Origin of the sequence: Sphingomonas psychrotolerans (assembly GCF_002796605.1) — a bacterium.
Taxonomy (GTDB): domain Bacteria; phylum Pseudomonadota; class Alphaproteobacteria; order Sphingomonadales; family Sphingomonadaceae; genus Sphingomonas; species Sphingomonas psychrotolerans.
Genome location: NZ_CP024923.1, coordinates 784,642 through 810,361 on the forward strand (window position 1 = coordinate 784,642; position 25,720 = coordinate 810,361).

Consider the following 25,720-nt stretch of genomic DNA (forward strand, 5'->3'; position numbering starts at 1 on the left):
AACTTAAACCGGGGGCTCCTGCCGAACCCGAGCGGTCACAACGGTGAATTGCGTAACGCCGAGTTAACCGCTGGTTAGACGGTATCAACCAACGTACCCCGATGGTCGAACTCCACGCCGTGATCAGAGGAGGATATCGCGTTGCACGTAGCATCGCGCGAGACGGCAGCAGGTCGATTACTGTGCTGCTGGCCGGGATGGTGTGCCTCTCCGTACTGACTTCAGTGCTCATCGTCTGCTTTCTCGCCTGGCGTGCTGATGCTGACGCCAATCGGCTAGCTGCCATCTCGATATCAGGGGCCATCGACCGTGAACGGTCCCGGATTAGCAACGAAGCCTATATCAACGCGCATTGGGATGACGCGTATGCCCATGCCTATGGCTCGATGCGCGACCCATGGATACTCTCCCAGTGGGGGACCCCCATCGGGCGCGGCTATGTGATCGATGCGCATGGACGTACCTTGTTCGCGCATCTGCCAGAGGGACATGAACCGCCTCTTGCGCAATTGATCGGTTCGCGCACGCTGGCGGCTCTGCTTGCTCACATTCCCGTTACCGAGGCGGATGTGAGAACACGGGGCGACGCAACCGTCCTTCTGGGAAAGGCCGGGGGAGGGCCGGCTTTGATCGCCTTCTCGCCGATAGTCCGGGAGAAGGGTCCAACGACACTCGACCGATCCTCGTACCGGATCTTCGTCGATATACGGTTGCTCGACCGTGATTTGCTGGCGGAGTGGGCAAAAGGCTTTGGTCTGCAGGACCTGCAATGGCTTGCCGGTGCCAAGGTCAAACCGAATGAAGCTTCGACCGATGTCCGAGATTGGTCGGGCACGCGCGTTGGAACGATCACCTGGACGCGCCTTACCCCGGCCACCGCGGCTATACGCGAATTGATGCCGGTTTTCGCCTTGTGCATGGCCTTGTTTCTGGCGGTCGCTGCAGTGATCGCTCGCCGCGTCCAAAGTCTTAACCGAGAGTTGAAGGCGCAATCGCAAGCAGCAGCGAAAGCTGCCCGGCAGGAGCAGGAGGCGCGCTTTCTCGCCGACAGCGACGTATTGACGGGGCTCTACAACCGCCGGCGCTTCTACGCCGATCTCGAGGAGGCGGTCCTGCCGGCGAATGTGAATGCGCTCACCATAGGCTTGGTCGACCTGGACCACTTCAAGATGGTCAACGACACGTTCGGGCACCATGTCGGGGACTGCCTGCTCGTCGAGGTCGCCCATCGGCTTAGCGAGGAAGCCGGAACCGACGCCACTCTCTATCGCATCGGCGGCGACGAGTTTGCCATGATCGTACGGATGGGTCCGGAAGCGGCGGTGCGGATTGCCGGAAGGTTGTGCGCAGCAGTGATAGTCCCGGTGCAGATTGGCGACCGGCAGGTGAGTGTCGGGGCGTCTATCGGGCTGGGAGCGTTCGCCGAGGCGGATCTGAGCTCCGTCGAGCTTGCTGAGCATGCGGACCAGGCGCTGTATTACGCGAAGCGTGAGAAACCCGGTCGTCCCGTTCTTTTCAGTCCGGAACTCGAACGGCGGGCAGCATGACCAGCTGTCTGCCCTTTCCGTCGCAAACGGCATGAAGCTTTGAGTTCAGGCCTCCTTCGGGGCTAACGACGTTGTCAGCTCCTGAACTTAGGTCCGCTTTGCGCATTGGGCTCGCCGAAACATGCTTGTCCGCAATCGGCCGAGTCTTGTCGTTGCCTCCATGTCACGAGCAAACCCGGGAACGTCAGCTTTTGTGAGAAACTGCGGCTACGATCAGTGCGAGCATGGCTCCCGGTTGCACGGCAGATCCTTACGATTTACAACTCCACTCTCACTCCATGGCATCATCCGCGGAGCAGCATTGCGCGAGTGAAGCGCGCAAGGAACAACGACTCACTAGACTGATATGGTGTATTTTTGCTGTTGACGAAGGGGGCAAACCGGACAAAAATGTGCCCTGACGGTTTTTAAGACATCTTATAAACCGTTGAAATTAGTTTATTTATGAGCAGCTCGCGAGCGTACCGCGAATTGTCTGTGCGCAGGGTGCATTGCCGCCATGGCTTTCCCGGAACGTCGCGTTATTCGAGGTCGTTCTCGTCGACTATTACGACACTCGCGGACGGTCGCTGCAAAGCCGCCTCAGCGCATATATCAGCGATCTCGTCGCTGAACCGCTCGAACAGCTCCAGGGCGTCCTCGTCTGGCTCATCGCCACTCAGTTCCTTGAGCACGGCATATTTCACCGCAAATTCGCGCTCATCGCCATCCAGTTCCGCAGTGAACTCCACCTGCCGCGTCAGGTCGTTGTCGGTGACGCTCGCCTGGTCGATCTCTAGGCGGTTTGGCATTCCGGGTCTCCAATGGGGGATCATCCCCTTCTCGCAAAGGCGGGGCCACGGCAAGTTCGCCGCAACACCGCCTTCCGAAAGTCGCGCCGCGGAGAAGCGTTTGGCGGGGCTGATGCGTCGCTCAGCCTCGCGGCGGCCGAATTCGGGCCGCGTCGGCTCTACCCCAATCTCGGCAAGGTGCAGGTCAAAGCGAACCGCTTCGCCATAAGCTGGAACCAGGCAGATTGACGAAAAAGGGTGTGCCGCTTCGGTGGCGCACCCTTCCGGAGTCACTCGGCCTTTACGCGGCCGCGACGCGCCGGCTTCGGGGCAGGTGCGGGAGCGACGTCCGACTGTGCCGCCCGACCCTTGGCGCCGAGGCCGATCTTCTTTGCCATTGCGCGGCGCTGCTCGGAATAGCTTGGCGCCACCATCGGATAGTCAGCCTTGAGGTTGTACCGGCGGCGATAGTCTTCCGGCGTCAAACCATGCGTCGAGAGATGGCGGCGCAGCGTGCGATACGGCTTGCCGTCGATCAACGAGATGATGTGATCCTGCGACGCGAGCGACTTGCGCACCGACACAGCAGGTGTGAATTCTTGCTCGGCACCTGCATCGCCAGAAGCGCCATCCGCCGCCGAAGATCCCGTCGCCAGTTCCGTGACGGTGGCGTGCATCGTGCGCAAAAAGGCCGGCACATCCTCGGCCGAAGTCCGGTTGTTCTGATTGCCGAGCCAGGCGATCGTAAGTTCCGTCGCAAATTCGACGGCGTTAAAGCTGTTATCTTCCGACATGGCGACCCTTGATTTTGGAGTTGGCGGCAATCTTCTATGCGCCAATATTTCTCCATAATGGAGGAATCCAGTTTGTCGACCCGCCGCAAGGTCGTTGCCGGATCAGCTTGAGCTCATCTCTTCAAAGCTTCGACTTCCGCGCCGTCAGCTGTCGCTCGCCCGACCATCATTCTCTGACATTCGTATGACCCGGGCCTGCCGCGCGGCCGAACGGCGGAAATTGGGTGGGAAGCGGACCGGCGGCTTCAGGGACGGAAGCGGGAATAGCAGCCGGTCGGGATCGGGCTCGTGCGATCGACCGCAAACGCCCCAAACTTTGCCGTTCAGGTCGCGCTATTGCTTTCCATTAAGCCGACATAGGAAAGTAGTCTGCCGTGTCTTCGCCCGAGTCCGCAAAAAACCCGAACAAAACTAGGTTCGGATGCTCCGCCAAAGTGCGATCACAGCCAAATTTGTTGCCTGAGAACCCTGCGCGAGCCGCCACGCTTTATTCGGAATCATTGCAAGCACGTATCAAAACAGCGCATGGTCTCGTCCCGGAGAATACGAGGACGAACACCCAGAGAATCAGGAGTCCGCTCATGGAATACAAGAACCCGCTCGATGGCCTTAAAATCGGTTCGACTGCGTTCAGCTCGACCGGAAAATGGGGGCTGTCAGTCGTAAACGGCGCGATTACCAAAACGACTGTCGTGCCCACCAAATGGATGTCAATGCAGGGCGAGAGCTCCTGTGTATATTCAAAGCAGATGAATCAAGGCTCCGCATCGCTGTCGGGCTCCTATGGTGTTTCTGGAATTAGCAAGTTGACCGGCGCGCTGTCCGGCTATGTCGGTAATGCGTCGGCCAAGGGCGGCAAGAATATGAAGGTGAGCTATCAGATCATTGTGCGCGGCGGCTTGGAGTACATAGATCTAGACAATCTTAATCCTGCATTGCTGATATCCGCCCTCAGCAAATCGGCGCAGGCAAGAATTCTTCGGGCTCTCGGAGCGTATCAGGACCTAGAGCAGGCTCTGGAACATCTGCCAAAAGACTCGCAGGATCCGCCAATTTATTCGGTTATAAAAGATGCTGAGCGATACAAGGCCGAATTTGGTAAGTATCAGCAGTGGTTAAGATCGGTAGATGATTTTAAGAGGGCCTGCGGCGACGGCATAGTGGTCCAGGTTGTTTGGGGCGGCGTTGGCATTGTCGACATGGAGATTGGGAGCGACAGCGGTGAGAGCGTGTGGAAGTACGGCGGCGAGACGGATTTTTCCTACGCTGGGGTAGGTGCTACTGTCTCAGTCGGCGCCACGTATGATGGAAGCCAGTCCAAGGAGTACGCAGGCGTTCACGCGAGCCTTGGGTCTTTTTCGAGCGGCTCCTGCGTGGACGACCAGACCACCGCGTGGTTCAAAGCTCTGGACGGTAAGTCGTTCCAGGAATTGGCCGACGTAAAAGTGCTCGCGAGAGCGCCGGACATGACGGCCAAGGCAGCCATCCGAACTCCCCCGGAGTTTATCACACCGAAAGTCGAAAAAAGTCTCACAGACAAGATCTCGCAAATCAAGGATCTTGACGGCCTTAAGGCGTACGCCACAGCGGCCGCCTATGATAAGGCGAAGGCGGATAACAAGAATCTTACACTAGAAGATTTTATAAATACGTCGGGAAAACGAGCCAATGCTGCAAAACTAGATCTCGACATCGACAACCTAATGACCGAAATAGATGAGATGGCCAAGAAACGTTCAAACCTTGGCGAAGAGGAGGGCCTGCAGCTTGACATGGTCTCCGATTTGAATCATTCTGCCACGGCCGGGGACGATCCGTTTATCGGCTACAGTCCAATTGGTATCAAGGTCGCTAGTTGGGATCATCTCTTTCCCTGGCTTGCAACTGGAAATTTGAACTCGATTGTGGACGCAAAATCAACCCGGCCAATGATTATTCATCGAGCGATGCTACAAGACTGCCTCGCTTTATCCCGGCTCTACTACATTGCACATAGCTCTGAGCTAAATTTGGGTTTCAGCGCTATCCAGGTGGCTGACGATTTCGCTCAGGCCGCATCAAGGCTGCAAAGTGGGTTGCTCAAGCAGAGCCTCAGAGATCCGGAGGCTTACGCACGGGCAGCAAGCGACGCATTGGGAAAGTTCGGTACGAATACGAAGGAGATCTACAAGATTTGGTGCGAGGTAAGTTTTCTACGTGACTGTAACCTTGGGCTAGGGCTATTAGTAAAATCCCCTGTTTCCAAGGATAAGTGGTGCTCTCCGTCAATACCTGCTCAGCACAGTGATGATAAATCTTTGATGTACGCGGCGGCTGCAGGTTGTGCATTTGATCCAACGGTTGGGAACTACGCTGCGTTCGCCACCTTTTATAAACTTCTCCCGTTGATATTCCCAAGCGGAGAAATTCGTGTTTTCGGTCCGGGGGGATTCTTAGTGGCACTTTGGGAAGAAAAAGCTAATGTCCGACCGGAAAACATATATTTCGATCGGAACTCGCCGAAACTCTGCCCTCCATTGACAGCGGATAAGGCTGGCAGGTTCCTGGAATCAAACCGAGGGCCCGTCTCCTATCGACTATATCCGGTTCCGTTTTCGGCGGCAGAAGGTGTGCAAAACTGGAAGGGGCAGTCGTTCAGTACGGGCTTGGCATCGCTGTCCGGTTTAACTTCGGCGCTGAGTGACTTGCAGAAAGACATTGGACAACGCCTTGCCTGGAGTCTCACGAGTGAAGCTTGGCCCGAAGGATCCTCCGCCGAGGATTACTATGCGGAAGGACTTATCGCTAAGCAGTATATTGGATTGGTTGAGGAAGAAGACGCCTTGTAGTGGTTGGGCGCAGTGGAGCCCCAATGCGTGCGGTAGGGAAACCCGTGCCACAGCCTGATACCCGAACTCGTCCGCGTCGCAAGGCGTTACGAGACGTCCTGCCGGGACGTAGGCTGGCCCATTCCGCGACGCGCGTTGCACTCGACGCCTTCATTCGCGCACGATGACCAGCCGCCGTTCGGCCGCCGCGGAGTCGTTGAACGCCCGGGTGACCTTCAGCCGCAAGTCTGCCTGCGCCTCCGCCACACGCACCCGGGCGGCGCCCTTGCCGCCCAGCTCGAGCGGCAAGGACATGCCGACGGTCGTCTCGGCCGAACTGAGGCCGCTATACGCGCCGTTGCCGATGACATTCTCGGCTTCGACGTTGATCGAGGGGTTCGGTCGAAGCGCCGCGGCGCGACGCTGCGCATCGGCGGCACGGACGCCCGCCGATGCCGCATCGATATCGGGAGCGGTTGAGCCAGTATATCGAACTGCGCTGGTGCTTCCCCGTCAATATTCGGCGCCGTATTGGAGGCGGCCAAAGGGCGCGACGTCCACTGCCGTCTCCTCCGACATTTGGTGCTCCGCGTTTTCCTCCTCGGTATTGTACCAACACAATAAAGGCCCGGAAAGGGTTGGCACCAACACTGTCGGAGCGGTGTGGCTAGGCGGTCGGAATGCTCGTCTGCTTTCGGGCTCTGTCGCTAACCCGATTAACGGCCGCTGCTGGGGCGGAAGCTGACAGTCCCGTTTATCGTCTACGGGCAAAGTCGGACTCTGACAGAGTCGCCGGATCGGTGATTAGTGCCGGTTTGGGGAGGTTTCCGGTCGTTGGAGGTATGGCGCCGCCACCCGGCCACGACTATTCTTGTCGGCGTGGATCAGGACAAGGGTGCCAGGGCCTTCATGATCGCCCGCGAGCTGATCGCAAAGCATGGAGACGCCGTCGCACTCACGTTGAGTTCCGGTACGACCCTTCAGTAACTTGCATCGCTTCCTGTGCTGGCACCTCGGCTCCTGCGGCGCATTTTAGCATGCCCGTCCCACGGCATTTCGGCGCGTTGCGCCGAGCTGCGGACAATGGTCGTGGCGGAGGAGGGAGGGGGATCAGTCCGATTGGATATTCTTCAGCACAGGGTGGACCGATCGATGTCTGTACTCGCACAGCGCCTCGACCTCGAGGCAGCAGCCTCCGGATTGGTGACGCGCCTCGGTGGTGTCTGGCGGCCGTCCGGCACCATGTGCCGCTGTCCTGCCCATAATGACCGCACCCCAAGCCTTTCGGTCCGGGTCGGTGACAGTAGCCTGCTCTTCAAATGTTTCGCGGGATGCAACGGCGTGGAAATCCTGAGAGCCATCCGGCGCCTGAATTTCGAGGTTCCCGTCAGCCCTGCGAGCGGCTCGACCGGGGCGTCCGACAGGGATGCCGCCATGGCCGAGCGCGCCCGGATGCTCTGGGGCGAAGCGCTGCCGATAGGGGACACGCCGGCGGACGCCTATCTCGCCAGCCGCGGCATCCTGAACCTGTCGCCCGCGTTGCGCTTCCATCCCCGGACCCCCCTGGGCCGAGGTCGGGCGGTTCGCTTTCGCCCCGCGCTGATCGCGGCCATCGAGGAACGGTCCCTCGTGGTGGCTGTCCAACGGATTTTTCTCGAGCGAGGCGCTGCAAGGCTGGCACGTGATCTGACGAAGCCCAAGCTTGCGCTCGGTCGCCCGCTTTCTGGTGCCGTGCGGCTTCATCGGGCTGGCAAATGCCTCGGGATCGCCGAGGGCGTTGAAACAGCGGAGTCCGCCGCCGCTCTGCTCGGCATCCCGGTCTGGGCGACGCTTGGAGCCGAGCGTCTGGCGCGCATCGGCATCCCCGATTTCGTGGAACGGCTCATCCTGTTGCCGGACAACGATCGGGCGGGCCGTCTTGCCGAGCAGCAGGCCCGGATCGCCTATGCCCGCGCCGATCGAACGATCGAAACCGTTTGGCCCTGGTACCGGCTGAACGATTGGAACCGCGTGCTCCTGCGGGAGGGGAAGGGGGTGGGGGATCGGGTGCGGTTAGCGGCCTGATGGTCATGTGGCGCCGCCGATGGAGTGAACCCGATGAACCCGAACATCATTTACGTCCGTGCGCTCGACTGCACCAAGTCGCCGCACAATGTCCGCACCCAGAGCGACGCGGATGCCGACGCCGAACTCGAAGCCAATATCGGCGAGAGCGGCATCGTCCTTCAGAACCTGATCGGCGTCGCGGTCCCGCGCAAGAAGGGTCATTTCAGCATCTTCGGTGGCGGTCGTCGGCTCGAGCGGATCCACAACCTGATCGCCAAGGGGACCTTCGGCGAGGATTTCATGGTCCCGGTCCGAGATCGGGGCCGCCTGGGCCAAGACCTCGAACGAGGGGCGGGAATATCTGGGCCTCAAGCTCGACGATCCGAGCTTCACCGCTCCGATCTACGCAAATCTCTTCGAGGACAGCGATGGCAAGACGCATTCGCTGATCTGGTCGCGCCAGAGCCGGCGGGATTGACCGAAGGCACCGCGCCCGGTGAGCCGGGCGCGGTCGCTCTGGTGCGAAGCGCGGGGGTCGATCGGGATTGCGATTCAGGATATTCGGCATCGGGCTGGGGATGCGGGATAGAGGGCCGAGATCACAAGTTAGCCGTGGTCCTTTCAGACAGCGTTGCATTTGCAAACGCCGGGAAGGGCAGGGGGCGTGAATGTCTCATGCCGCGGGCGTCAGATGACTCCCGGTTGCTGACGACACCCCGCGCCTAGCCCGTTGAGGCTGGATGACGCGAACGTATGATCGTCACAATGCACCCAGCGCACGGGCAATTCACCGTACGCGCGAGCGCTGCTCATAAATAGCTTATAATTCAGCGGTTTAATAAGCGTTCTTAAAAACCCGCCAAGGCATATTTTTACGCTACGGCGCGGCTGAATTCAAGGAAAACTTCGCGGGTCGGTCAACCATTTAACACACGAGTCGACGATCGACAGGACCCAAACTGCGTATGGAAGCTGGGATTTAAATTTGCGGCGAGAAGGCAGCAATAATGTATCACTTGGCCAATCTGTATGATATCTAATTTGATACAGATTTGAAGGTTTGCGTCATGAATGTTCAGCGCGGTAAATTGGTTTCGGGCGGCAGGTTGCAACTGCCGGCGGAGATGCGCCGGATGCTCGCGCTCGCGGATGGCGACACCGTTCTTCTCGAAGTGGTCGATGGTGAAATCCACGTTCGGCCACTGCGCGACGCGGTGTCCCGCGTTCAGGCACGTCTGCGCAAGTACGTGCCTGCCGACATGAGCCTTTCCGAAGAGTTGATCGCCGATCGCCGGGCCGAAGCCGCCGGTGAGTGAGGGCGCCTATATGCTCGACGCGTCGGCGTTGCTCGCGCTGATGCTTGGCGAGCGCGGTGCCGACACCATCAGCACGGTTTTGCCCAGCGCGCGCCTCTCCGCCGTGAACCTGTCGGAGGTGGTGGCGAAGTTGCAGGAACGCGCGGTGCCAGACGACGTGATCGCCGACAGCCTGGCAGAGCTCAATCTTGACGTCGTCGCGTTCGACCAACCGCAAGCGTTGCGCGCCGGTCTGCTTCGACAGGCCACGCGCGCGGCGGGCTTGTCACTAGGGGACCGGGCCTGCCTCGCGGCTGCCGCAGAGGCTGGCGCGACTGCGATTACCACCGACCGGGTCTGGGGAGGCCTCGATCTGGGCATCTCGATCGAGGTCGCGCGATAGTCCGGCGATTCCGGACCTCACGAGACAGGTTCAAAGCGTCAATGTCGCGCACGAAGCGGTTGCGTCTTTCCAGCGTTAGCCGACCGGCGACTTTCTATTTCTGCGGTGGCCCGGCGAACGGCGGAAAGTGGTGGGAAGCGGACCGCGTGCTTTCGTGGCGGCAGGTCGCGATATCAGACATTGAGCGCCGCAGCCGACTGTCCGAAAGGATGGTGTTTTAAGAAGCGCGTTCTCCGCTAACTTGATGCGAGATAACCTGAGCGATCTATCAGCGCATTCACGGCCGCCGGGTCATCATAGTGCAATTCAATAAGCTCTTTAACGGCCCGCCGCTTGTTCCGGGCGGCATCATAGTATCTTCGCGAGATCCGATAGCCGACGTAGTAACCCACGTCGCTCACCCCAAACGGATTGTTCGCGCTGTTCCAAAGCCAATTGTCGTAATCGTCCCCCCGCATCTCGGCCAGAAAACGCTGTCGAATGGCCGCATCATGCGTCGGACCGTAGGTGTAGACAGGCAGAGCCGGCTTCCTGTTGGTGATAAGCTCCGCCACCAATTCCGCTACGCCCTCACGCAGAACCTGCTGCGCCAAGCTGCCCTGAGTTTCCTGCTGCTGGGTATGCACATATTCGTGGATGTTGTTCTGCGCGTTGTTCGCGAAAGGGCGGGACGCGAAGTAGACGCCGAGGCGCGCGCGCAGTGGGTCGGGAAGTTCGGACACTTCTACGGTCTCGTCGCCCAAGGCAAGCTCGGCACCGATCAGCACCTTGTCGCCGGTCGTCGTACCCCCGGTGCGCAGCACGCCGATTGCGTAGGTGATGGAGGCGGGGCGAAGCCCCGGGTAGAGCCGGCGGAACTGGGCCACGTCATCGTTCAGGCTCGCGACCGCCTGTCGCGAGCGCGCCGTCAACGGCCTGATCGATTTCCAAAAGCGCGGCCAATTGACGATGGCGTCGACATATTGCTGCGCCGTGTAGCGCCGCGCCGCCATGAGCGCATGCAGGCCTGCTGTACCGGGATCGATATAGATGGTCTGGATCAGGCGAAGCCGTTCGGCGGGATCGGTCGCCGCGTTGATGGCATCGAACGCCTGCCAGAAGCGCGCGATATCCTGATCGGAAACCGTCTGCGATACTGCCGCTGCGCTCACCGCGATCGGCGGCCCTGCCGTGGCGAAGTTGGAAGGGACTACGAAGCAGGCCACCATAAGACGGGCAGCAACACCAACCATCTTTCTCACGACGACGTCTCCCCCACTATCGTGAAGTCTCTGCCTTGAGCAGAGCGATCGGTAAAGGAGCCACTAGCAGTGGAACAACTACGCGGCCTCTGAATCCCGATTGGCGCCCGAACCGGGAAACCGCTACTGGTCGCGCACGGATAGCTACTGGGAACCCAGCTCGCTCGGCTGGCCGTCCGACCACGACCCGGACACGAAGGCGATTTGTTTCACCGTCCCGCACCCCAAAAGCGGCGCCATCGACATTGCCATCGGCAAGCATGTCGGCGAGACCGTCTACCGGATCGAGTACCGTAGACGGTGCGCTGAGGATCACCGATCAGCTGCTGGATTGGGGCCGAGGCTTTATCTGGCCAAGGGTGGACCGTTGATCGCGGAGAGGGCTGATTGTCACTCCGCTCATTGCCTTGCCAAGATGGGGGGCAGGACGAGCCCAGCTTGCTACATCTGAACGACGTTGACGTGCCCGCAAAGGTGGATTGGCGTGAGATAATGCATCTCGCGCACGGGCAATTCACCGTACGCGCGAGCGCTGCTCATAAATTACTCAATATCAACGACTTATCGACATTGCCAATTCACCGTCAGGGCACAATTTGGCGCGGGCTGGTAGCCCTGTCAACGTGATTTCAACCACCGATCCGGGCCTGTTGGAGCCAACTCCGGGGCCGCACTTGGATGAAAGAAACGAGGTCTCTTGGGACTAGGACGTTCGCCGAGCCTCGCGCGACCCAACGACCGCTATCGCCCGGTTTCGGATATCGCAGCCGGCACCTTCGGATGACCGATAATGGGCCTATTTTGTGAAAAACTCCGCAAGCGGTCCAAAGGCGTGAGCGGTGCGCAATAGTCATTCAGCAAAGCGGTAGTAGGGCAATATAAATACGTGGAACTGCCCGTGCTCGTCGTAATGTTTCTAAGTCGGGGACCGGGGCCGGGTGCGCAGGAGTTTTCAACAGAATAGGGCCGTTTGCTGACCGGCCGCTTCAAATTGCCGCGCCGGTGTAAGCGGACGTCGGCGGCGATCGCGCAAAAAAAGATGCCGCATCCCTTTTCGCCCCTCGCAGGGGGCGGCCTACGACAACGTTACGCTGTTGCAATGACTTAGACGAACCATCCCCCGAAATCCGTGCCAAAAACCTGAACCAGGCGAGATCACGGGTGCCAACGGCAGGTTGACACCAAATCAGCATGGGGTTCTCCGTCGACATATCGGGGGGAATACACATGATCGGTTCTACGGGTTCTTACGCGACTCTGTGCGTCGCCGAGACGCAGTCGCGGAGCGCGGGGCGCACGATTGGCGCCAGGCTTCGCAATGAAACGCGATCCAGCCCGGGCGGCCACCCGAACCCTCGGACGGGTGAGCCGGGTCGGTTGCAGAAGCAAGCAGGGCGCAAGCATCATCTGCTTACCGCCACCTTCCTTGCGGCAGGGATATCCGCGGTGGCGTTCGCCGTCCCCGCATATGGTCAGGATCGTGTCTACGACGGTCCGGGCACCGACTGGACGTCGGCGCCCAACTGGAACGGCAATGACGTGCCGGACACGGTTGGCGAAGACGCGGTCTTCCAGAATAACGGCGCGCCCACGAGCGTATCGGTCACGACCAATGTAGCGCTTCGCTCTGTCCGCTTCGATGCCAATGGGCCGGCGCGCACCATCAACCTTGCGGCCTTCCTAGGCTTGACCAACGGCGTTAGCAATCAGTCGGGTGTCGTCCAGACGATCAACATCAACGGCACTGTCATGGCCAACACAAGCTTGCAAATGTTCGGCTCGTCCGACTTTACCGGAACGCAGACGGACGTCCTCCTCGGGGCCGGCTTTCTCCAGATCCTCAACCAGGCCAATGCGACGCGCGCCCATGTCATCCTGAATGCGGGCGCCATCGGGATCGAGACGGACGACGGCACCGCGGCGCTCGGCGCGCTGAGCGGCACCGGAACGGTGCTGAGCAACACCAGCAATGGTGCCATCGCCAATCAGCAGCTTACGGTTGGCGGTCTCAACCTGTCCACCACCTTCGCCGGGGTGATCGGGCAAGACGCCGTCTCAACCTTGAGCCTGGTCAAGGACGGCACCGGAACCCTGACGCTGACAGGTGCGAACAATTATACCGGCACGACGACGATCAGCGCGGGCACGCTGCAGGTCGGGAATGGCGGCACCTCCGGAAGGCTCGGAAGCGGCGATGTCATCAACAATTCCATACTGTTCTTCAGTCGAAGCGACGGCCTGACGGTCGGCAGCGTCATCAGCGGCACCGGCAGCCTCGCCCTGTTGAACGGCGGGCTGACGCTCAGCGGGGCCAACAGCTACTCCGGCGCGACCACGATCCAGTCCGGCACGCTCACCATCCAGAATAACAGCGCACTCGGTTCGAATGCGACGGGAACGACCGTAGGAAGCGGTGGCGCATTGGAAATGCAGGGCGGGATCACAATCACGGAAGCGTTGAGGTTGTTCGGCACCGGCGTCGCCAATGGCGGCGCGCTGCGCAGTATTTCCGGTACCAACACCGTCGCGACCGACATCGTCCTGGGATCGAGCGCGCGGATCAACATCAACGGCGCCCTGAATCTGCAGGGCGTGACCGGCAACGGCCATACGCTGACGGTCGGCGGCGGGGGCCAAGGGACCTTTTTCGGCGCAATCTCGAACCTGACCTCCTTCATCAAGGACGGCACCGGAACCCTGACGCTGACAGGTGCGAACAATTATACCGGCACGACGACGATCAGCGCGGGCACGCTGCAGGTCGGGAATGGCGGCACCTCCGGAAGGCTCGGAAGCGGCGATGTCATCAACAATTCCATACTGTTCTTCAGTCGAAGCGACGGCCTGACGGTCGGCAGCGTCATCAGCGGCACCGGCAGCCTCGCCCTGTTGAACGGCGGGCTGACGCTCAGCGGGGCCAACAGCTACTCCGGCGCGACCACGATCCAGTCCGGCACGCTCACCATCCAGAATAACAGCGCACTCGGTTCGAATGCGACGGGAACGACCGTAGGGAGCGGTGGCGCACTGGAAATGCAGGGCGGGATCACAATCACGGAAGCGTTGACGTTGTACGGCACCGGCGTCGCCAATGGCGGCGTGCTGCGCAATATTTCCGGTACCAACACCGTCGCGACCGACATAATCCTGGGATCGAGCGCGCGGATCAACATCAACGGCGCCCTGAATCTGCAGGGCGTGACCGGCAACGGCCATGCGCTGACGGTCGGCGGCGCTGGCCAGGGGACCTTTTTCGGCGCAATCTCGAACCTGACGTCCTTCACCAAGGACGGGACTGGCACGCTCACTCTGTCGGGGGCCAGCACCTTTAGCGGCGCGACCGTGGTCGATGACGGCACGCTCGAACTCACGGCCACCGGCTCGACCGGTTCGGGCCTGATCCGGGTGAACAATGCAACCTTGCGGGTGCTGGGCACGCGCAGCATTGCCAACAATATCAACTTCGCCAACGGGGCGTTGTCCGAGCTCCATGCCCAGGACGGCCAGACGCTCACGCTGACCGGAACCCTTGGCTTTGCCAGCGGTGAGATGACGTTCGGATCGGCTGGTGGAACCGGCACGATCGTGGTGACCCCAAATGGCAACATCGGCTACCATCCGACCGGCAGGATCATCGTCGCCGGAGGTACGCTGCGCGCCGGCAGCGATCGGCTCGGCGTCTTCACCAGCGTCCACCGGACCACCACCGTAAATGCGGGCGCTACGCTCGATTATGACGGCCAGGCCGGCGCACCGGTCGCGATCAAGAACCTCGAGGGAGCCGGAACCCTGCTCAACGGCGGCGGCACCACCACGATCAACGCCGGCACGTTCAGCGGCAGCATCCGCGGCACCCAGTCGCTGGTCGTCGGCGCCACGCAATTTGCACCGGCCGGCACGCTGACGCTGAGCGGCAACAACGATTATTCGGGCAGCACCACAATCGACACCGACGCGACGCTGGCGTTGAGCGGCACCGGGAGCTTGAGCGCGTCCTCTGGCGTCGATATCGCCGCTGGCGGCATCTTCGACGTGTCCGGCGCCAGTGGCGCGGTCGTCATCGGCAATCTGTCCGGCAACGGCGACGTGGTGATTGGCGCGCGCGACCTGTCCATCGCCAATGGCAACGGCACGTTCGGCGGCGTCATCAGCGGCTCCGGCACGTTCCGCCAATCCGGCGCCGGGACGCTGATCCTCGCCGGCAACAACAGCTCCACCGCGAATTTCACCGGTGCTGTCGACGTGACCGGCGGCAAGCTGGCGATCGACGGCAGCATGGGTGACGTTGTGGGCAACACGGCCCTCATGACGCTGAGCGGCGGCGCGCTGGGCGGCAGCGGCACCTTCCATGGCAGCGTGACGATCGGCAATGCCGCGCTCAATCCGGGCAACAGCCCGGGCACGCTCACGATCGCCGGCAACCTGGCGCTGGGCAGCGCCACCATCCTTAATTACGAGCTGGGCGCGCCGGGCACCGTTGGGGGTGTGAGCAACGATCTGGTCAATGTCGGCGGCGACCTGACGCTCGACGGCACGCTCAATACGATCGCCTCGGGCGCGGGCTATGGCCCGGGCTATTACCGCCTGTTCAACTATGGCGGTTCGCTGACCGACAATGGCGTAGCCATCGGTACGATCGCTGGCGCCCTGCAGGCGGATATCCTCACCAACGTCAATGGCCAGGTGAATGTCCGCCTCGGCGGTTCGCAGGCCCTTCAATATTGGGATGGCGCCGATACGAACGCGACTCCGGGCGTCGCTGGCGGCGCGGGCATCTGGAACAACAGCAGCACCAACTGGACCGGGCCGGCCGGCTACGCGATCAACGACAGCTGGAAAGGCCAGGTCGGCGTGTTCGCCGGCGCCGCCGGCGGCATCGTCACGGTGGACGGCACGCAGAATTTCGAGGAATTGCGCTTCGAGACCAACGGTTATCAGTTGCGGCCGCAGGACTCGCTGGCCCGGCTGAATACCACGGGCGGCTTCTCGATCATCGATGTCGCCAGCGGCATCACCGCCGATATCGGCGTGACCATCCAGGGCGCCGGCGGCATCGACAAGACCGGCGCCGGCACGCTGATCCTCTCGGCCGCCACCAGCTATAGCGGCGCCACCGACGTGGCGGCGGGCACGCTGCGCCTCGGCACCGGTTCAGCGCTCACCGACCAGACGGCCCTCACTGTCCAGGCGGGCGCGACCTTCGACCTGGACGGCTTCCAGACCCATGTCGGCTCGCTTGCAGGAGCAGGCAGCGTGACGCTTGGCGCCGGCCAGCTGAATACCGGCTACGATAACAGCGCGACCCTTTTCAGCGGCACCCTCACGGGCACCGACGGTAGCGGCGCCATCCTGACCAAGGAGGGCTCGGGCACCCTGACCCTGGGCGGCACCGTCACGCTGGCGACCAGCGGGACGGCGGCCAGCAACTGGGTCAAGGTCAATGCCGGCACACTCGCGATCAGCAACACCGGCAGCATCACCACGGACTACGCCCAGAACTTCGGCACGATCGACAATGCCGGCACGATCACCGCCTTCACCACCTTCCAGACCTTCGGTACGGCGATCAACAACGGCAATATCGTCGGCAACACCCAGAATTTCAGCACCCTCGACAATCACGGCACGATGGGCGCGCTGCAGTCACTCGGCGGCACTGCGACCAATTACAGCACCGGCACCATCAACGGCACTGTCCAGAACTTCGCCAGCTTCACCAGCACCGGCATCGTCAACGGCGATATCAGCAATTTCGGCACGGTGCTGATCGCGAATCAGGTCAATGGCCAGGTCGCCAACCTGACCGGCGGGGCGACCGTCACGCTCACCGGCGCAGTGACCGGCATCACCGGCTATCTGGGCTCTGCCGGTTCGACCTTCGACCTTGCCGGCTTCGATACCAGTGTCGGCGGTTTGACCGGCACGGGCGCGATCCAGCTCGGCGCCGCGACGCTTACCATCGACGCTGTTGGTGCCTCGACGTTCAACGGCACGATCTCGGGCAGCGGCGGGCTGATCAAGGCGGGCAGCAGCACCCAGGTGCTGAACGGGCTCAACAACTATACCGGTGCGACCTTCGTCAACGGCGGCACGCTGGCGCTGGGCGATGGCGGCAGTGTCGGCGGCGGCAATGTGATGAACGGCGCCGCCTTCGCATTCGAAGGCGCGGCGGACCGGGTATTCACCAACGCGATCCTGGGCAGCGGGACGGTCACCCAGGCGGGGAGCGGCCTAGTGACCCTGACCGGGGCGAACGGCTATTCGGGCGGCACGCAGGTACTCGCCGGCGCGCTCGGCTTCGACAACAGCCTCGCGCTGGGCACCGGCTCAGTCGCGCTGGGCGACGGCACCAGCCTGCGCAATGTCCAGGGCGCAGCAACGATCGCGCTGGCGAATGCCATCCAGATCGCGGGCGGCGGCACCGCGACACTGCAGGGCGTCGATGGCTCGAACACGATCCTCAACGGCGCGATCAGCGGCGGCACCGTTCGCTTCGGCCTTTCGGGCATCGGCGCCACTGCGTTCACGCTGGGCACGGCCAACAGCTATGGCGACACCCGGATCGGCGGCGGCGTGGCGCTGACCGTGGAGGGCGGCGGATCGCTGGGCGTCGGCAATACCCGCTTCGAAACGTCTCCGATCCCCTCTTCGCTCACGTTCGCCAACGGCATCGATTACAGCTATGCCGGCGTGATCTCCGGCAGCGGCAGCATCATCGTCGACACCACCGCGCCCGGCGTCTCGGTCACGCTGACCGGCTCGAACAACGCCGTCGACAATTTCACCGGGCTGGTCACGGTCGACGCCGGCCGGCTCGTCCTCAACGGCGATCTGGGCGACGTGGTGAACAACACCGCCAGCCTGACGCTGAACGGCGGCACGCTCGGCGGCAGCGGCACCTTCCATGGCGACGTCAGCTTCGGCAACGCGGCGCTCGATCCGGGCAACAGCCCCGGCACGCTCACCGTCGCCGGCAATCTGACGCTCGGGGCGGGCACGATCCTCAACTATGAACTGGGCGAGGCCGGCACCGTCGGCGGGGCCAACAACGATCTGGTCAATATCGGCGAAAACCTCACGCTCGACGGCACGCTCAATGTCACTGCGATGGGCGGCTTCGGCGAAGGCTATTACCGGCTGTTCAACTATGGCGGGAGCTTCACCGACAACGGGCTGAACCTCGGCGCCCTGCCCGCCGGCTACACGCCGACATTGCTCACCAACATCACGGGCCAGGTGAACATCCTGTTCGCGAGCAGCCCCCAGGTGATCCAATATTGGGATGGCAGCGACCTGACCGGCGGCTCGACCGCCAGTGGCGGCGACGGCGGCTCTGGCGTGTGGAGCAGCGCCAACGCCAACTGGACCGCGCCGACCGGGTACGGCGTCAACGACGCGTGGCGCGGCCAGGTCGCTGTGTTCGGCACATCGGGCGGCACCGTTACCGTGGAAGGGACGCAGGCCTTCCAGGAACTGCGCTTCCTGACCAGCGGCTATGTGATCGGCAGCGCGACCGCAGCCGACGGGCTGGCGACGACCGGCGGCTTCTCGGTGATCGATGTCGTCAACGGTGCGGATGCCACGATCGATGCCGCCATCTCCGGCACGGGCGGGCTGACCAAGATCGGCGCCGGCACCATCACCCTGACCGGCGCCAACACCTATACCGGTCTCACCTTGGTATCGGGCGGCACGCTGACGGTGAGTGCGACCGGCAGCATCGCCGGCCCCGTGCGCAACCAGGCGAATTTCACCAACGCCGGCACCGTGACCGGCGTCGTGCAGAACGACACCACGCTCACCAGCACCGGCAATCTCGCCGGCGGGCTGATCAACAATGGCACCGCTTCGCTGGCGGGCGCGGTCGGCGCCGCCCTCGCCAACAACGGCACCGTCACCTTCACCGGCGCCGCGACAGTCGCGGTGCTGCAGCAAGGCGCGACAGGCAATTTCAACTTGGCCGGCTTCGGCGTGTCGCTCGGTGCGCTCGTCGGCTCGGGCACGATAACCCTCGGCAGCGGCGCGCTCAGCGTGGGTGCGGGTAACGGCAATTCGTCCTTTGGCGGCACGATCTCCGGCGCCGGTAACTTGACCAAGACGGGCAACGGCACGCTGGCGCTCACCGGCGCGGCGACGCAGACCGGCGGCACCACCATTTCGGGCGGCACGCTGCAGATCGGGACTGGCGGCACCACCGGCTCGCTCTCGGGTGCGGTCACCAACAATAGCGTGCTCGCGCTCAACCGCAGCGACGCGGTGACGCTGGCCAACGTCATGTCGGGCACCGGCGGCTTCGTGCAGGCGGGCACCGGCACCACCACGCTGACCGGCGCCAACAGCTATAGCGGCGGCACCCTGGTCTCCGCCGGGCGGCTGCGCGGCGACTCCGCCTCGCTCCAGGGCGATATCCGGATCGATACCGCGCTCGAATTCGCCCAGACCAGCACCGGCACCTATGCCGGCAGCCTCTCCGGCGTGGGCCTGTTCGACAAAACCGGCATCGGCACGCTGGTGCTCACCGGCAACAGCGCGGGCTTCACCGGCGCGACGCACCTCATCGGCGGCGGGCTGGCGGTCAACGGCCTGCTCTCGCGCTCGATCGTCACCGTCAGCAACGGCGCCACGTTGAGCGGCACCGGCACCGTGGGCGGCGTCATTCTGCAAAGCGGCGCCACGATCGCGCCGGGCAACAGTGTCGGCACGTTCAGCGTGGCCGGCAATGTGCAGTTCCTGACCGGCTCGCTCTACACGGCGGAGGTCCAGGCCGGCGGCAGCGACAAGATCCTCGCCACCGGCACCGCGCAGCTCTCCGGCACGCTGCAGGTCCTCAATCTCGGCGGCAATTACGCCATCAACAGCACTTTCGTGCTGCTCCATGCCGATGCCGGGGTGAGCGGTACCTTCACCACCGCCAACCTCGCCAGCTTCGGCCTCGCCTACCGGCCGAAGATTATCTACGCCGCCAACGAGGTGCAGTTGTTCCTCGCCGCGAACCAGCTCTCCGCGGTGCTCGGCACCGGCGTTTCGCTCACCTACAATCAGGCGAGCACGATTGGCCGCCTCGATGCCGCCGTCGTCACCGGCGGATATGATCCGTCGGCGCTGAGTGCGCTCTACAACCTCGCGCCAGCTGCGATCCCCGCAGCGCTCGATCAGCTCTCAGGAGAGATCTACGCGGATGCGACGCGCGCCGCGCTGGAGGACGAGCGGGTCGTACCCGAAGCAGTGCTCGGCCGGCTCGGCGAAGCGGCCGATCTCGGCCTCACCGGCAATGGCAGCTGGGGCCAGGCGATCGGCAGCTGGGGCAGCGTGGACGGCGACGGCAATGCCGCCGGCTATGACGTCAACCGCACCGGCTTCGCGATGGGCATGGATGCCGGCGATGCAAGTGAAGAGGGCTCGTGGCGCGCCGGCGTGACGGGCCACTATACCCGCATCACCGTGCCGGCCTCCGCGCGCGGCAGCCGCGCCACGATCGATCGGACGGGCGGCGGTTTCTATGCCGGCGCTGCGATGAACGGCTGGCGCGTTCGCACCGGCGCATCGCTTTCGTTGCTCGATCTCAAGGTGAAGCGCGAAATCGCCATCCCGGGCCTCTCCACCACTGAGCGCGCCAAAAACTTGGGCGTTATGTTTCAGACGTTCGGCGAACTCAGCTACCGGATCGAGATGGGCGCGCCCGGTTTCGTCGAACCCTATCTGGCCGGCAGCGTGAGCCAGGTGAGCTTCGGCCGCTTCGCGGAGAGCAGCGGGCCGGTAGCGCTGATCGCGCGCGCGCAGAAGAATGTGCTCGGTATCGCCGAACTGGGCCTCCGCGGCGGGACCACCTTGGTCGGCGGCGACAAGGGCGGCATCCGGCTGGGCGGCAATATCGGACTGCGCACCGCCTTTGGCGACCGCGTCGCCAATCCGGTCATCGCGCTGGCCGCGGCACCCGATCAGGCGTTCAACGTCCACTCGGCGGCGATCGACCGGTTCGCGGCAGCGGCGAACCTCAACGTCACCGCCGATCTCAGCGACAAGCTGAGCCTGCGTCTGGGCTATAACGGCGTACTGGCCGGCGGTGCCCGCGAACATGGCGCCCGCGCGACGCTCAGCCTGAAGTTCTGACCGGCAGGCGAGCTGGCGGTCGTCCGACGGCCGCGAGCCGCCCCCCTCTCTGAGCCCCGGCCAGCCCGCATTGTAGGTGATGTACGGCGGGCCGGCCTTGCCTTTCAATCTCGCAGCCCAAACGCACGGCCTGCGCTTCAGCAGGGAAACTCAAGGTCGCCCAGGCTCGGCTAAACTGACGGTAGCTTACAGGATTGCGACAGACGTCGTTAAATGACGGGCATTGGGCGCGTTCCCGCGCGGGGCGCGCGCTTCGGCATTGCGACCCGACGCAGAGGTATTGCTGCGAGCGCTTTCGCTTGCCGGCCCTTTGAGCCGAGGCCGACGCCGCCCGAACTCGGGCGCCGCGAGGCTGAGCGACACATAAACGCCGCCAAAACCCTTCTCCGCGGCGCGACTTTCGGAAGGCGGGGTTACGGCGAACTTACCGTGGCCCCGGCTTTGCGAGAAGGGGATGATCCCCCATTGGAGACCATGAATGCCAAACCACCTCGAGATCGACCAGGCGAGCGTCACCGACAACGACCTGGCGCGGCAGGTGGAGTTCGCTGCGGAGCTGGATGGTGATGAGCGCGAATTTGCGGTGAAATATTCCGTGCTCAAGGAATTGAGTGGCGATGAGCCAGGCGAGGACGCCCTGGAGCTGTTCGAGCGGTTCAGCGACGAGATCGCTGATATATGCGCTGAGGCGGCCTTGCAGCGATCGTCTGCGAGCGTCGTAATAGTCGACGAGAACGACCTCGAATAACGCGACGTTCTCGGAAGGCATGGTGGCAATGCACCCAGCGCATGGACAATTCACCGTACGCGCGAGCGCTGCTCATAAATTAGCTAGTTTCAACGGTTTACAAGGTATTCCTAAAAAACCGTCAGGGCACATATTTGTCCGGTCTGAGCCCTTCGTCAACAGCAAAAAGAGTCATATCAGTCGAGCGATTCACTGTTACTTGCGCGCTTCACTCGCACAATGCTGCTCCGCGGACGATCCGTGGAGTGAGGACGCAATTAAAAATCGTAAGGATCTTCCGTGCAACCGTGGAGCCATGCTCGCGGTGATCGTAGCCCCCAGTTTCTCGCAAAGGCTGACGTTCCCGGGAAGGCTGACGTTCCCGGGTTTGCTCGTGACATGGAGGCAACGACAAGACTTGGGCCGTTAGCTGAACTGGCGGCTTTAAGGCCAGGTTCGCGATATCTGCCGCGCGTCAAGTCGCGGACGAGGGCACGCCATGCCGTCACTAGCGATGAAGCATGAGGCAACTCAGAGCATTCTTGCCGCGATAAGGTTGTCGCGCCGGACGAACTGATGCCAGAGCGCCGCGATAACGTGCAGGGCAACGAGCGCGATGACCGCCCAAGAGCTGTAGTGGTGGATATACCAAGCCAGCGCACGACCCGTTTCATCGTCTACCGGCGGCGTGAACAATTTGGGGATATGAATGACGCCGAGGATATCCATTGGCCCGTCCATCCACACCCAGATGACGTAGCCGCTGACCGGCATCGTGACGAGCAGCACGTAGAGCAGCCCATGCACCATGGCAGTGCCAGGGCTTTGCCAGCGAGGACGCGCATGCAGGCTCGGCGGTGCGCCATATCCGACCCGCCAAAGCACGCGCAAAAGCACCAGGCCGAAAATGACGATACCGAGCTGATAGTGGCCGCGGATCAGCCGGAAGCTCTCGGTTCGTTCGGTTTCCCATTCGGCCGCCCAACCCAGATAGATCTGGATCGGAATCGCGGCGGCAATCGTCCAGTGGAGAACGCGTGCCGGCAGCGCGAAACGCTGCGGCGCTTCGCAAGCCGTCATCGATCGGGGTGATGTTCGAGGCGGATGTCGCGGACGGCGATGAGCGTATTGTCCGCCCGACGCCGGAGCCGGACGATCCCGCTGCCACCGCGCAACTCCTGCGCCGCGCGATACGCGGGCGTCACCCCGAACTCGCCATCGAATACGACGTCGTCGATGTAATAGGGCCGGCGACCGGGCTCGCCGATGAACAGGTGGATGTGCGCCGGCAGCGCCCGATCCGGATAAGGCGCGGGTTTGATCGTCGGAAATTCATAATGGCCGTCGGACCCCGTCTTCACCCAGCCTCGCAGCCGGCCGTGCCGGCGGCTCCACTGCGTCAGATTGCTTCCGTTCGCGTACAGCCCGGCGGCGTTGGTCTGATGGGCATAGATTATGACCCCCGATGCCGGTCGCGAGCCATCCGCGTTGCGAACCTGACCGGACAGAAGCAGCCGCTGTCCGGGCTCCGCCGGCCCGGCAAGGGGCCATACCGGACCTAGCGTCAGGGGTGGCCGTTCACCGACGGCTTCGCAGCCCTCGCAGTCATAAAGGTCCGGACGCGTGCGAGCGGTCGATCCGGCCACTGCGCCAAGCCCGGAAACTGCCAGCGCTCCAAGCAGTGCCAACGCAGCCCGACGATCTAGCGACATTGCCTACCTCCCGGATACCCATGAATATCTGGAGTGAGCATCCTGTTGGAACGTATCGCGAGTGTGTCGGGCGCCGCACCATGATCGGAGGACACAATTGCGATACACATTCCTGCATGAACGTCGCCATGCCGCCTTCCATCACTGGCACAGTCCTGGTCGTCGAGGACGATGTGAGCGTCCGCGACGCTGTGAACGAATTTCTGTCGCAGCATGGCTTTATCGTTCATGTGGCCGGGAACGGACAGGTGGTCGATCGCCACTTGAGCGAACGGACCTACAACCTGGTGATCCTCGACCTCATGCTGCCGGGCGAAGACGGCCTTTCGATCTGCCGGCGGCTGACGGCACGCGGTATTCCCGTTCTGATGGTGAGTGCGCTCGGCAGCACCGACGATCGGATTACCGGTCTAAACAAGGGGGCATCGGACTATCTCGCCAAGCCGTTCGAGCCGAGGGAATTGCTGGCCCGCGTCAAGGCAATCCTCCGGCGCCGTGGTCCCGATGCCATCGACCCCGTACCGTGCTACATCTTCCGTGGTTTTCGGTACGACCCCGCCGACGCCCTGTTGTCGGACGCGAACGGCAACCTCGTCACGCTTACCGCTGGCGAAATTCGCCTTCTCGGCGCGTTCCTCGAACGACCGGGCAGGCTGCTGAGCCGGGATATGTTGCTCGATCTCACCCACGGCGACCATGCCGGCCCGTTCGATCGCGCGATCGACCTCGCGGTCAGCAGGCTGCGACGCAAATTGAAGCGCGCGGAAGCTGCGGCGACGATTGAGACCGTCCGTGGCCTGGGATATCGCTTCGTGGCGCCGGTATCGCGCGCATGAGGCCGTTGTCGATCTTCTCGCAGGTCGCTGGCCTGGCGCTGCTGGTTCTGCTGGTGGCGATGGGGATCAGTTTTGCGCTCGCACTTGCCATTCCGGCGCCGACGGCAGGCCAGATGAATATCGAGGAGATGGTCTGGGCGCTTGAAGCCAAGCCGTCATGGGTGATCGAGACTGATGTCAGGACCGCGCCGCCGGTCGGCCGGCGTAGTCCGCTCGTCGAAGCCAGTCTTGCCGCGGGGCTTCGGGTCGACCCGGCCAATGTGCGCGCGATTTGGGTTGGCGAACCTCAGGGTGCGGCCGGCACGGGTGAGAGCATCCTGCTCGTTGGGGAACGGGACGTTCTGGTGCGGAGCAGCGCTTCGGGCGTCAAGTTGCGCTCGGGCGATGACGCGGCCGTCAGCCGGCTGACGCTTCTGCCCCTCTTCACCGGCGCGGTCAGGCTGAACGACGGCAACTGGCGTTGGGGCATCCCGGACGATCCCGTCCGGACGGCCTGGCGCTGGCGAATTCTGGCGGCATTCGTGATCGCCACCGTTTTACTGTCAGCGCCCGTATGGCTGATCGCGCGCCGGATCGTCGCCCCTGTTGAACAACTGGGGCGGAGAGCGGCAAGTTCGCGAATGGCGGGAGAAGACCCGTTCGCACTCGTCGGGCCGCTGGAGGTGCGAGCAACGGCGCGCGCGATGAACGGGATGCACAATCGCCTGGTGGCCCAGGCTGCGGAACGCGTGCGGTTGATCGCGGCGATCGCGCACGACTTGCGAACCCCGATCACCGCGCTCCGGCTCCGCGCCAACGCGATCGAGGAGCCACTGCGTGGACGAATGAGTAGCGACCTGTCGCGACTATCCAGCATGATCGGCGAGATGCTGGACTTTGCCGCAATCGGTGGACGCCCACCGCAGCTCAGCGAGGTTGATCTGTTCGAACTGCTCCGCACCTTGGTCGCCGGCAGGGTGGAGGCCGGCGACGACGTGGCAATGACGACGGGCGAACCCATCATCCTCGTCACTGATCGCGATCTGCTGAACCGCGCCGTCGAGAATCTGATCGACAATGCCGTGAAATATGGTGGGCAGGCACGGATCAGCCTCATCGGGTCACTCAGTTGGGCAGTCATACGAATCGACGACACCGGCCCCGGCATTCCGGACGACTCGCTGGCCGAGGCGATCAAACCGTTCGAGCGGCTGGACGCATCTCGCACCGATGGGCGAACGGGAACGGGTCTGGGACTGTCGATCGTCCACGACATCGCACGGGTGTTGGGGGCACGATTTGAGCTGCGCAACCGCTCGCCCGGCCTGAGCGCGACGCTGATGCTTCCTCGCTCATAGGGCAAAGGACACATTAGCGATACAAACCGGAAATACCTGCCGGTCCACACCGGTCAAGGAATCCCATGAGCAGCTTTTCAGTCATCGATCGCCGC

General features: G+C 62.7%; 15 protein-coding genes and 1 pseudogene. 10 read left to right on the forward strand and 6 right to left on the reverse strand.

The genetic code is table 11. From position 1 onward, the window contains the following. The first annotated feature begins 101 nt into the window (after positions 1–101). On the forward strand, positions 102–1,547 hold the full coding sequence (locus tag CVN68_RS03300; protein ID WP_100280940.1) for a diguanylate cyclase domain-containing protein: 1,446 nt from the start codon (positions 102–104) through the stop codon (positions 1,545–1,547). Positions 1,548–2,068: 521 nt separating this feature from the next. Here the strand turns inward: CVN68_RS03300 and CVN68_RS23000 are convergent. Both CVN68_RS23000 and CVN68_RS03310 read right to left on the reverse strand, forming a co-directional pair. Next, positions 2,069–2,611, reverse strand: coding sequence for a DUF1488 family protein (locus CVN68_RS23000; protein WP_158298705.1), 543 nt, complete (start codon positions 2,609–2,611; stop codon positions 2,069–2,071). After that, positions 2,608–3,111, reverse strand: a complete 504-nt coding sequence (locus tag CVN68_RS03310; protein ID WP_100280942.1) for a MucR family transcriptional regulator — start codon at positions 3,109–3,111, stop codon at positions 2,608–2,610. The genes CVN68_RS23000 and CVN68_RS03310 overlap by 4 nt, the downstream gene beginning before the upstream one ends. A gap of 581 nt (positions 3,112–3,692) precedes the next feature. On the opposite strand from CVN68_RS03310, the gene CVN68_RS03315 reads away from it, so the two are divergent. Next, the gene (locus CVN68_RS03315) at positions 3,693–5,939 is read left to right on the forward strand and encodes a hypothetical protein (protein WP_158298706.1); all 2,247 of its coding nucleotides are present in this window, start codon (positions 3,693–3,695) and stop codon (positions 5,937–5,939) included. Between the two features lie 150 nt (positions 5,940–6,089). On the opposite strand, the gene CVN68_RS03320 is transcribed toward CVN68_RS03315, so the two are convergent. Next, positions 6,090–6,383: a TolC family protein gene (locus CVN68_RS03320; protein WP_100280944.1), complete on the reverse strand. Its 294-nt coding sequence runs from the start codon at positions 6,381–6,383 to the stop codon at positions 6,090–6,092. Positions 6,384–7,037: 654 nt separating this feature from the next. On the opposite strand from CVN68_RS03320, the gene CVN68_RS03325 reads away from it, so the two are divergent. From CVN68_RS03325 to CVN68_RS03345, 4 genes and pseudogenes are all read left to right on the forward strand, one after another. Continuing rightward, entirely contained in the window at positions 7,038–7,982 is a 945-nt protein-coding gene (locus CVN68_RS03325) for a DUF7146 domain-containing protein (RefSeq protein ID WP_233503558.1), read from the forward strand. A 289-nt stretch (positions 7,983–8,271) separates the two neighbouring features. Next, positions 8,272–8,442 (forward strand): annotated as a pseudogene (locus CVN68_RS03335) (DUF736 domain-containing protein); the annotation flags it as partial. A gap of 589 nt (positions 8,443–9,031) precedes the next feature. After that, positions 9,032–9,280, forward strand: a complete 249-nt coding sequence (locus CVN68_RS03340; RefSeq protein WP_100280945.1) for an AbrB/MazE/SpoVT family DNA-binding domain-containing protein — start codon at positions 9,032–9,034, stop codon at positions 9,278–9,280. A gap of 10 nt (positions 9,281–9,290) precedes the next feature. Continuing rightward, entirely contained in the window at positions 9,291–9,662 is a 372-nt protein-coding gene (locus tag CVN68_RS03345) for a PIN domain-containing protein (protein ID WP_199560203.1), read from the forward strand. A gap of 236 nt (positions 9,663–9,898) precedes the next feature. On the opposite strand, the gene CVN68_RS03350 is transcribed toward CVN68_RS03345, so the two are convergent. Continuing rightward, positions 9,899–10,894 (reverse strand): hypothetical protein, encoded by a 996-nt coding sequence (locus CVN68_RS03350; protein ID WP_233503689.1) that lies wholly within the window; start codon positions 10,892–10,894, stop codon positions 9,899–9,901. 1,455 nt (positions 10,895–12,349) lie between these two features. Here CVN68_RS03350 and CVN68_RS03355 point away from each other — a divergent pair. Next, a complete protein-coding gene (locus CVN68_RS03355; protein WP_158298707.1) occupies positions 12,350–21,013 on the forward strand; it encodes an autotransporter-associated beta strand repeat-containing protein in 8,664 nt (2,887 codons plus the stop codon). Between the two features lie 478 nt (positions 21,014–21,491). Next, positions 21,492–21,761 carry a DUF1488 family protein gene (locus CVN68_RS03360; RefSeq protein WP_100280949.1) on the forward strand — a complete coding sequence of 90 codons (270 nt, stop codon included), beginning with the start codon at positions 21,492–21,494 and terminating at the stop codon, positions 21,759–21,761. Between the two features lie 510 nt (positions 21,762–22,271). Here CVN68_RS03360 and CVN68_RS03365 read toward each other — a convergent pair. Together CVN68_RS03365 and CVN68_RS03370 are read right to left on the reverse strand one after the other, a co-directional pair. Further along, on the reverse strand, positions 22,272–22,820 hold the full coding sequence (locus tag CVN68_RS03365) for a cytochrome b (RefSeq protein ID WP_100280950.1): 549 nt from the start codon (positions 22,818–22,820) through the stop codon (positions 22,272–22,274). Beyond that, positions 22,817–23,452, reverse strand: a complete 636-nt coding sequence (locus CVN68_RS03370) for a dioxygenase family protein (RefSeq protein WP_100280951.1) — start codon at positions 23,450–23,452, stop codon at positions 22,817–22,819. Before CVN68_RS03370 ends, CVN68_RS03365 begins: the two co-directional genes overlap by 4 nt. Before the next feature lie 116 nt (positions 23,453–23,568). Here CVN68_RS03370 and CVN68_RS03375 point away from each other — a divergent pair, with 116 nt between their 5' ends. Further along, the gene (locus CVN68_RS03375) at positions 23,569–24,288 is read left to right on the forward strand and encodes a response regulator (RefSeq protein ID WP_199560204.1); all 720 of its coding nucleotides are present in this window, start codon (positions 23,569–23,571) and stop codon (positions 24,286–24,288) included. 5 nt (positions 24,289–24,293) lie between these two features. Then, on the forward strand, positions 24,294–25,625 hold the full coding sequence (locus CVN68_RS03380; protein WP_158298708.1) for a sensor histidine kinase: 1,332 nt from the start codon (positions 24,294–24,296) through the stop codon (positions 25,623–25,625). Positions 25,626–25,720: the final 95 nt, after the last annotated feature.

Excerpts from the sequence above, each read along its gene's own strand:
- CVN68_RS03300 (WP_100280940.1), top strand. The coding sequence starts at position 102 with ATGGTCGAACTCCACGCCGTGATCAGAGGAGGATATCGCGTTGCACGT.
- CVN68_RS03310 (WP_100280942.1), bottom strand. The coding sequence starts at position 3,111 with ATGTCGGAAGATAACAGCTTTAACGCCGTCGAATTTGCGACGGAACTT.
- CVN68_RS03315 (WP_158298706.1), top strand. The coding sequence starts at position 3,693 with ATGGAATACAAGAACCCGCTCGATGGCCTTAAAATCGGTTCGACTGCG.
- CVN68_RS03340 (WP_100280945.1), top strand. The coding sequence starts at position 9,032 with ATGAATGTTCAGCGCGGTAAATTGGTTTCGGGCGGCAGGTTGCAACTG.
- CVN68_RS03345 (WP_199560203.1), top strand. The coding sequence starts at position 9,291 with ATGCTCGACGCGTCGGCGTTGCTCGCGCTGATGCTTGGCGAGCGCGGT.
- CVN68_RS03350 (WP_233503689.1), bottom strand. The coding sequence starts at position 10,894 with ATGGTTGGTGTTGCTGCCCGTCTTATGGTGGCCTGCTTCGTAGTCCCT.
- CVN68_RS03360 (WP_100280949.1), top strand. The coding sequence starts at position 21,492 with ATGCCAAACCACCTCGAGATCGACCAGGCGAGCGTCACCGACAACGAC.
- CVN68_RS03365 (WP_100280950.1), bottom strand. The coding sequence starts at position 22,820 with ATGACGGCTTGCGAAGCGCCGCAGCGTTTCGCGCTGCCGGCACGCGTT.
- CVN68_RS03370 (WP_100280951.1), bottom strand. The coding sequence starts at position 23,452 with ATGTCGCTAGATCGTCGGGCTGCGTTGGCACTGCTTGGAGCGCTGGCA.
- CVN68_RS03375 (WP_199560204.1), top strand. The coding sequence starts at position 23,569 with ATGAACGTCGCCATGCCGCCTTCCATCACTGGCACAGTCCTGGTCGTC.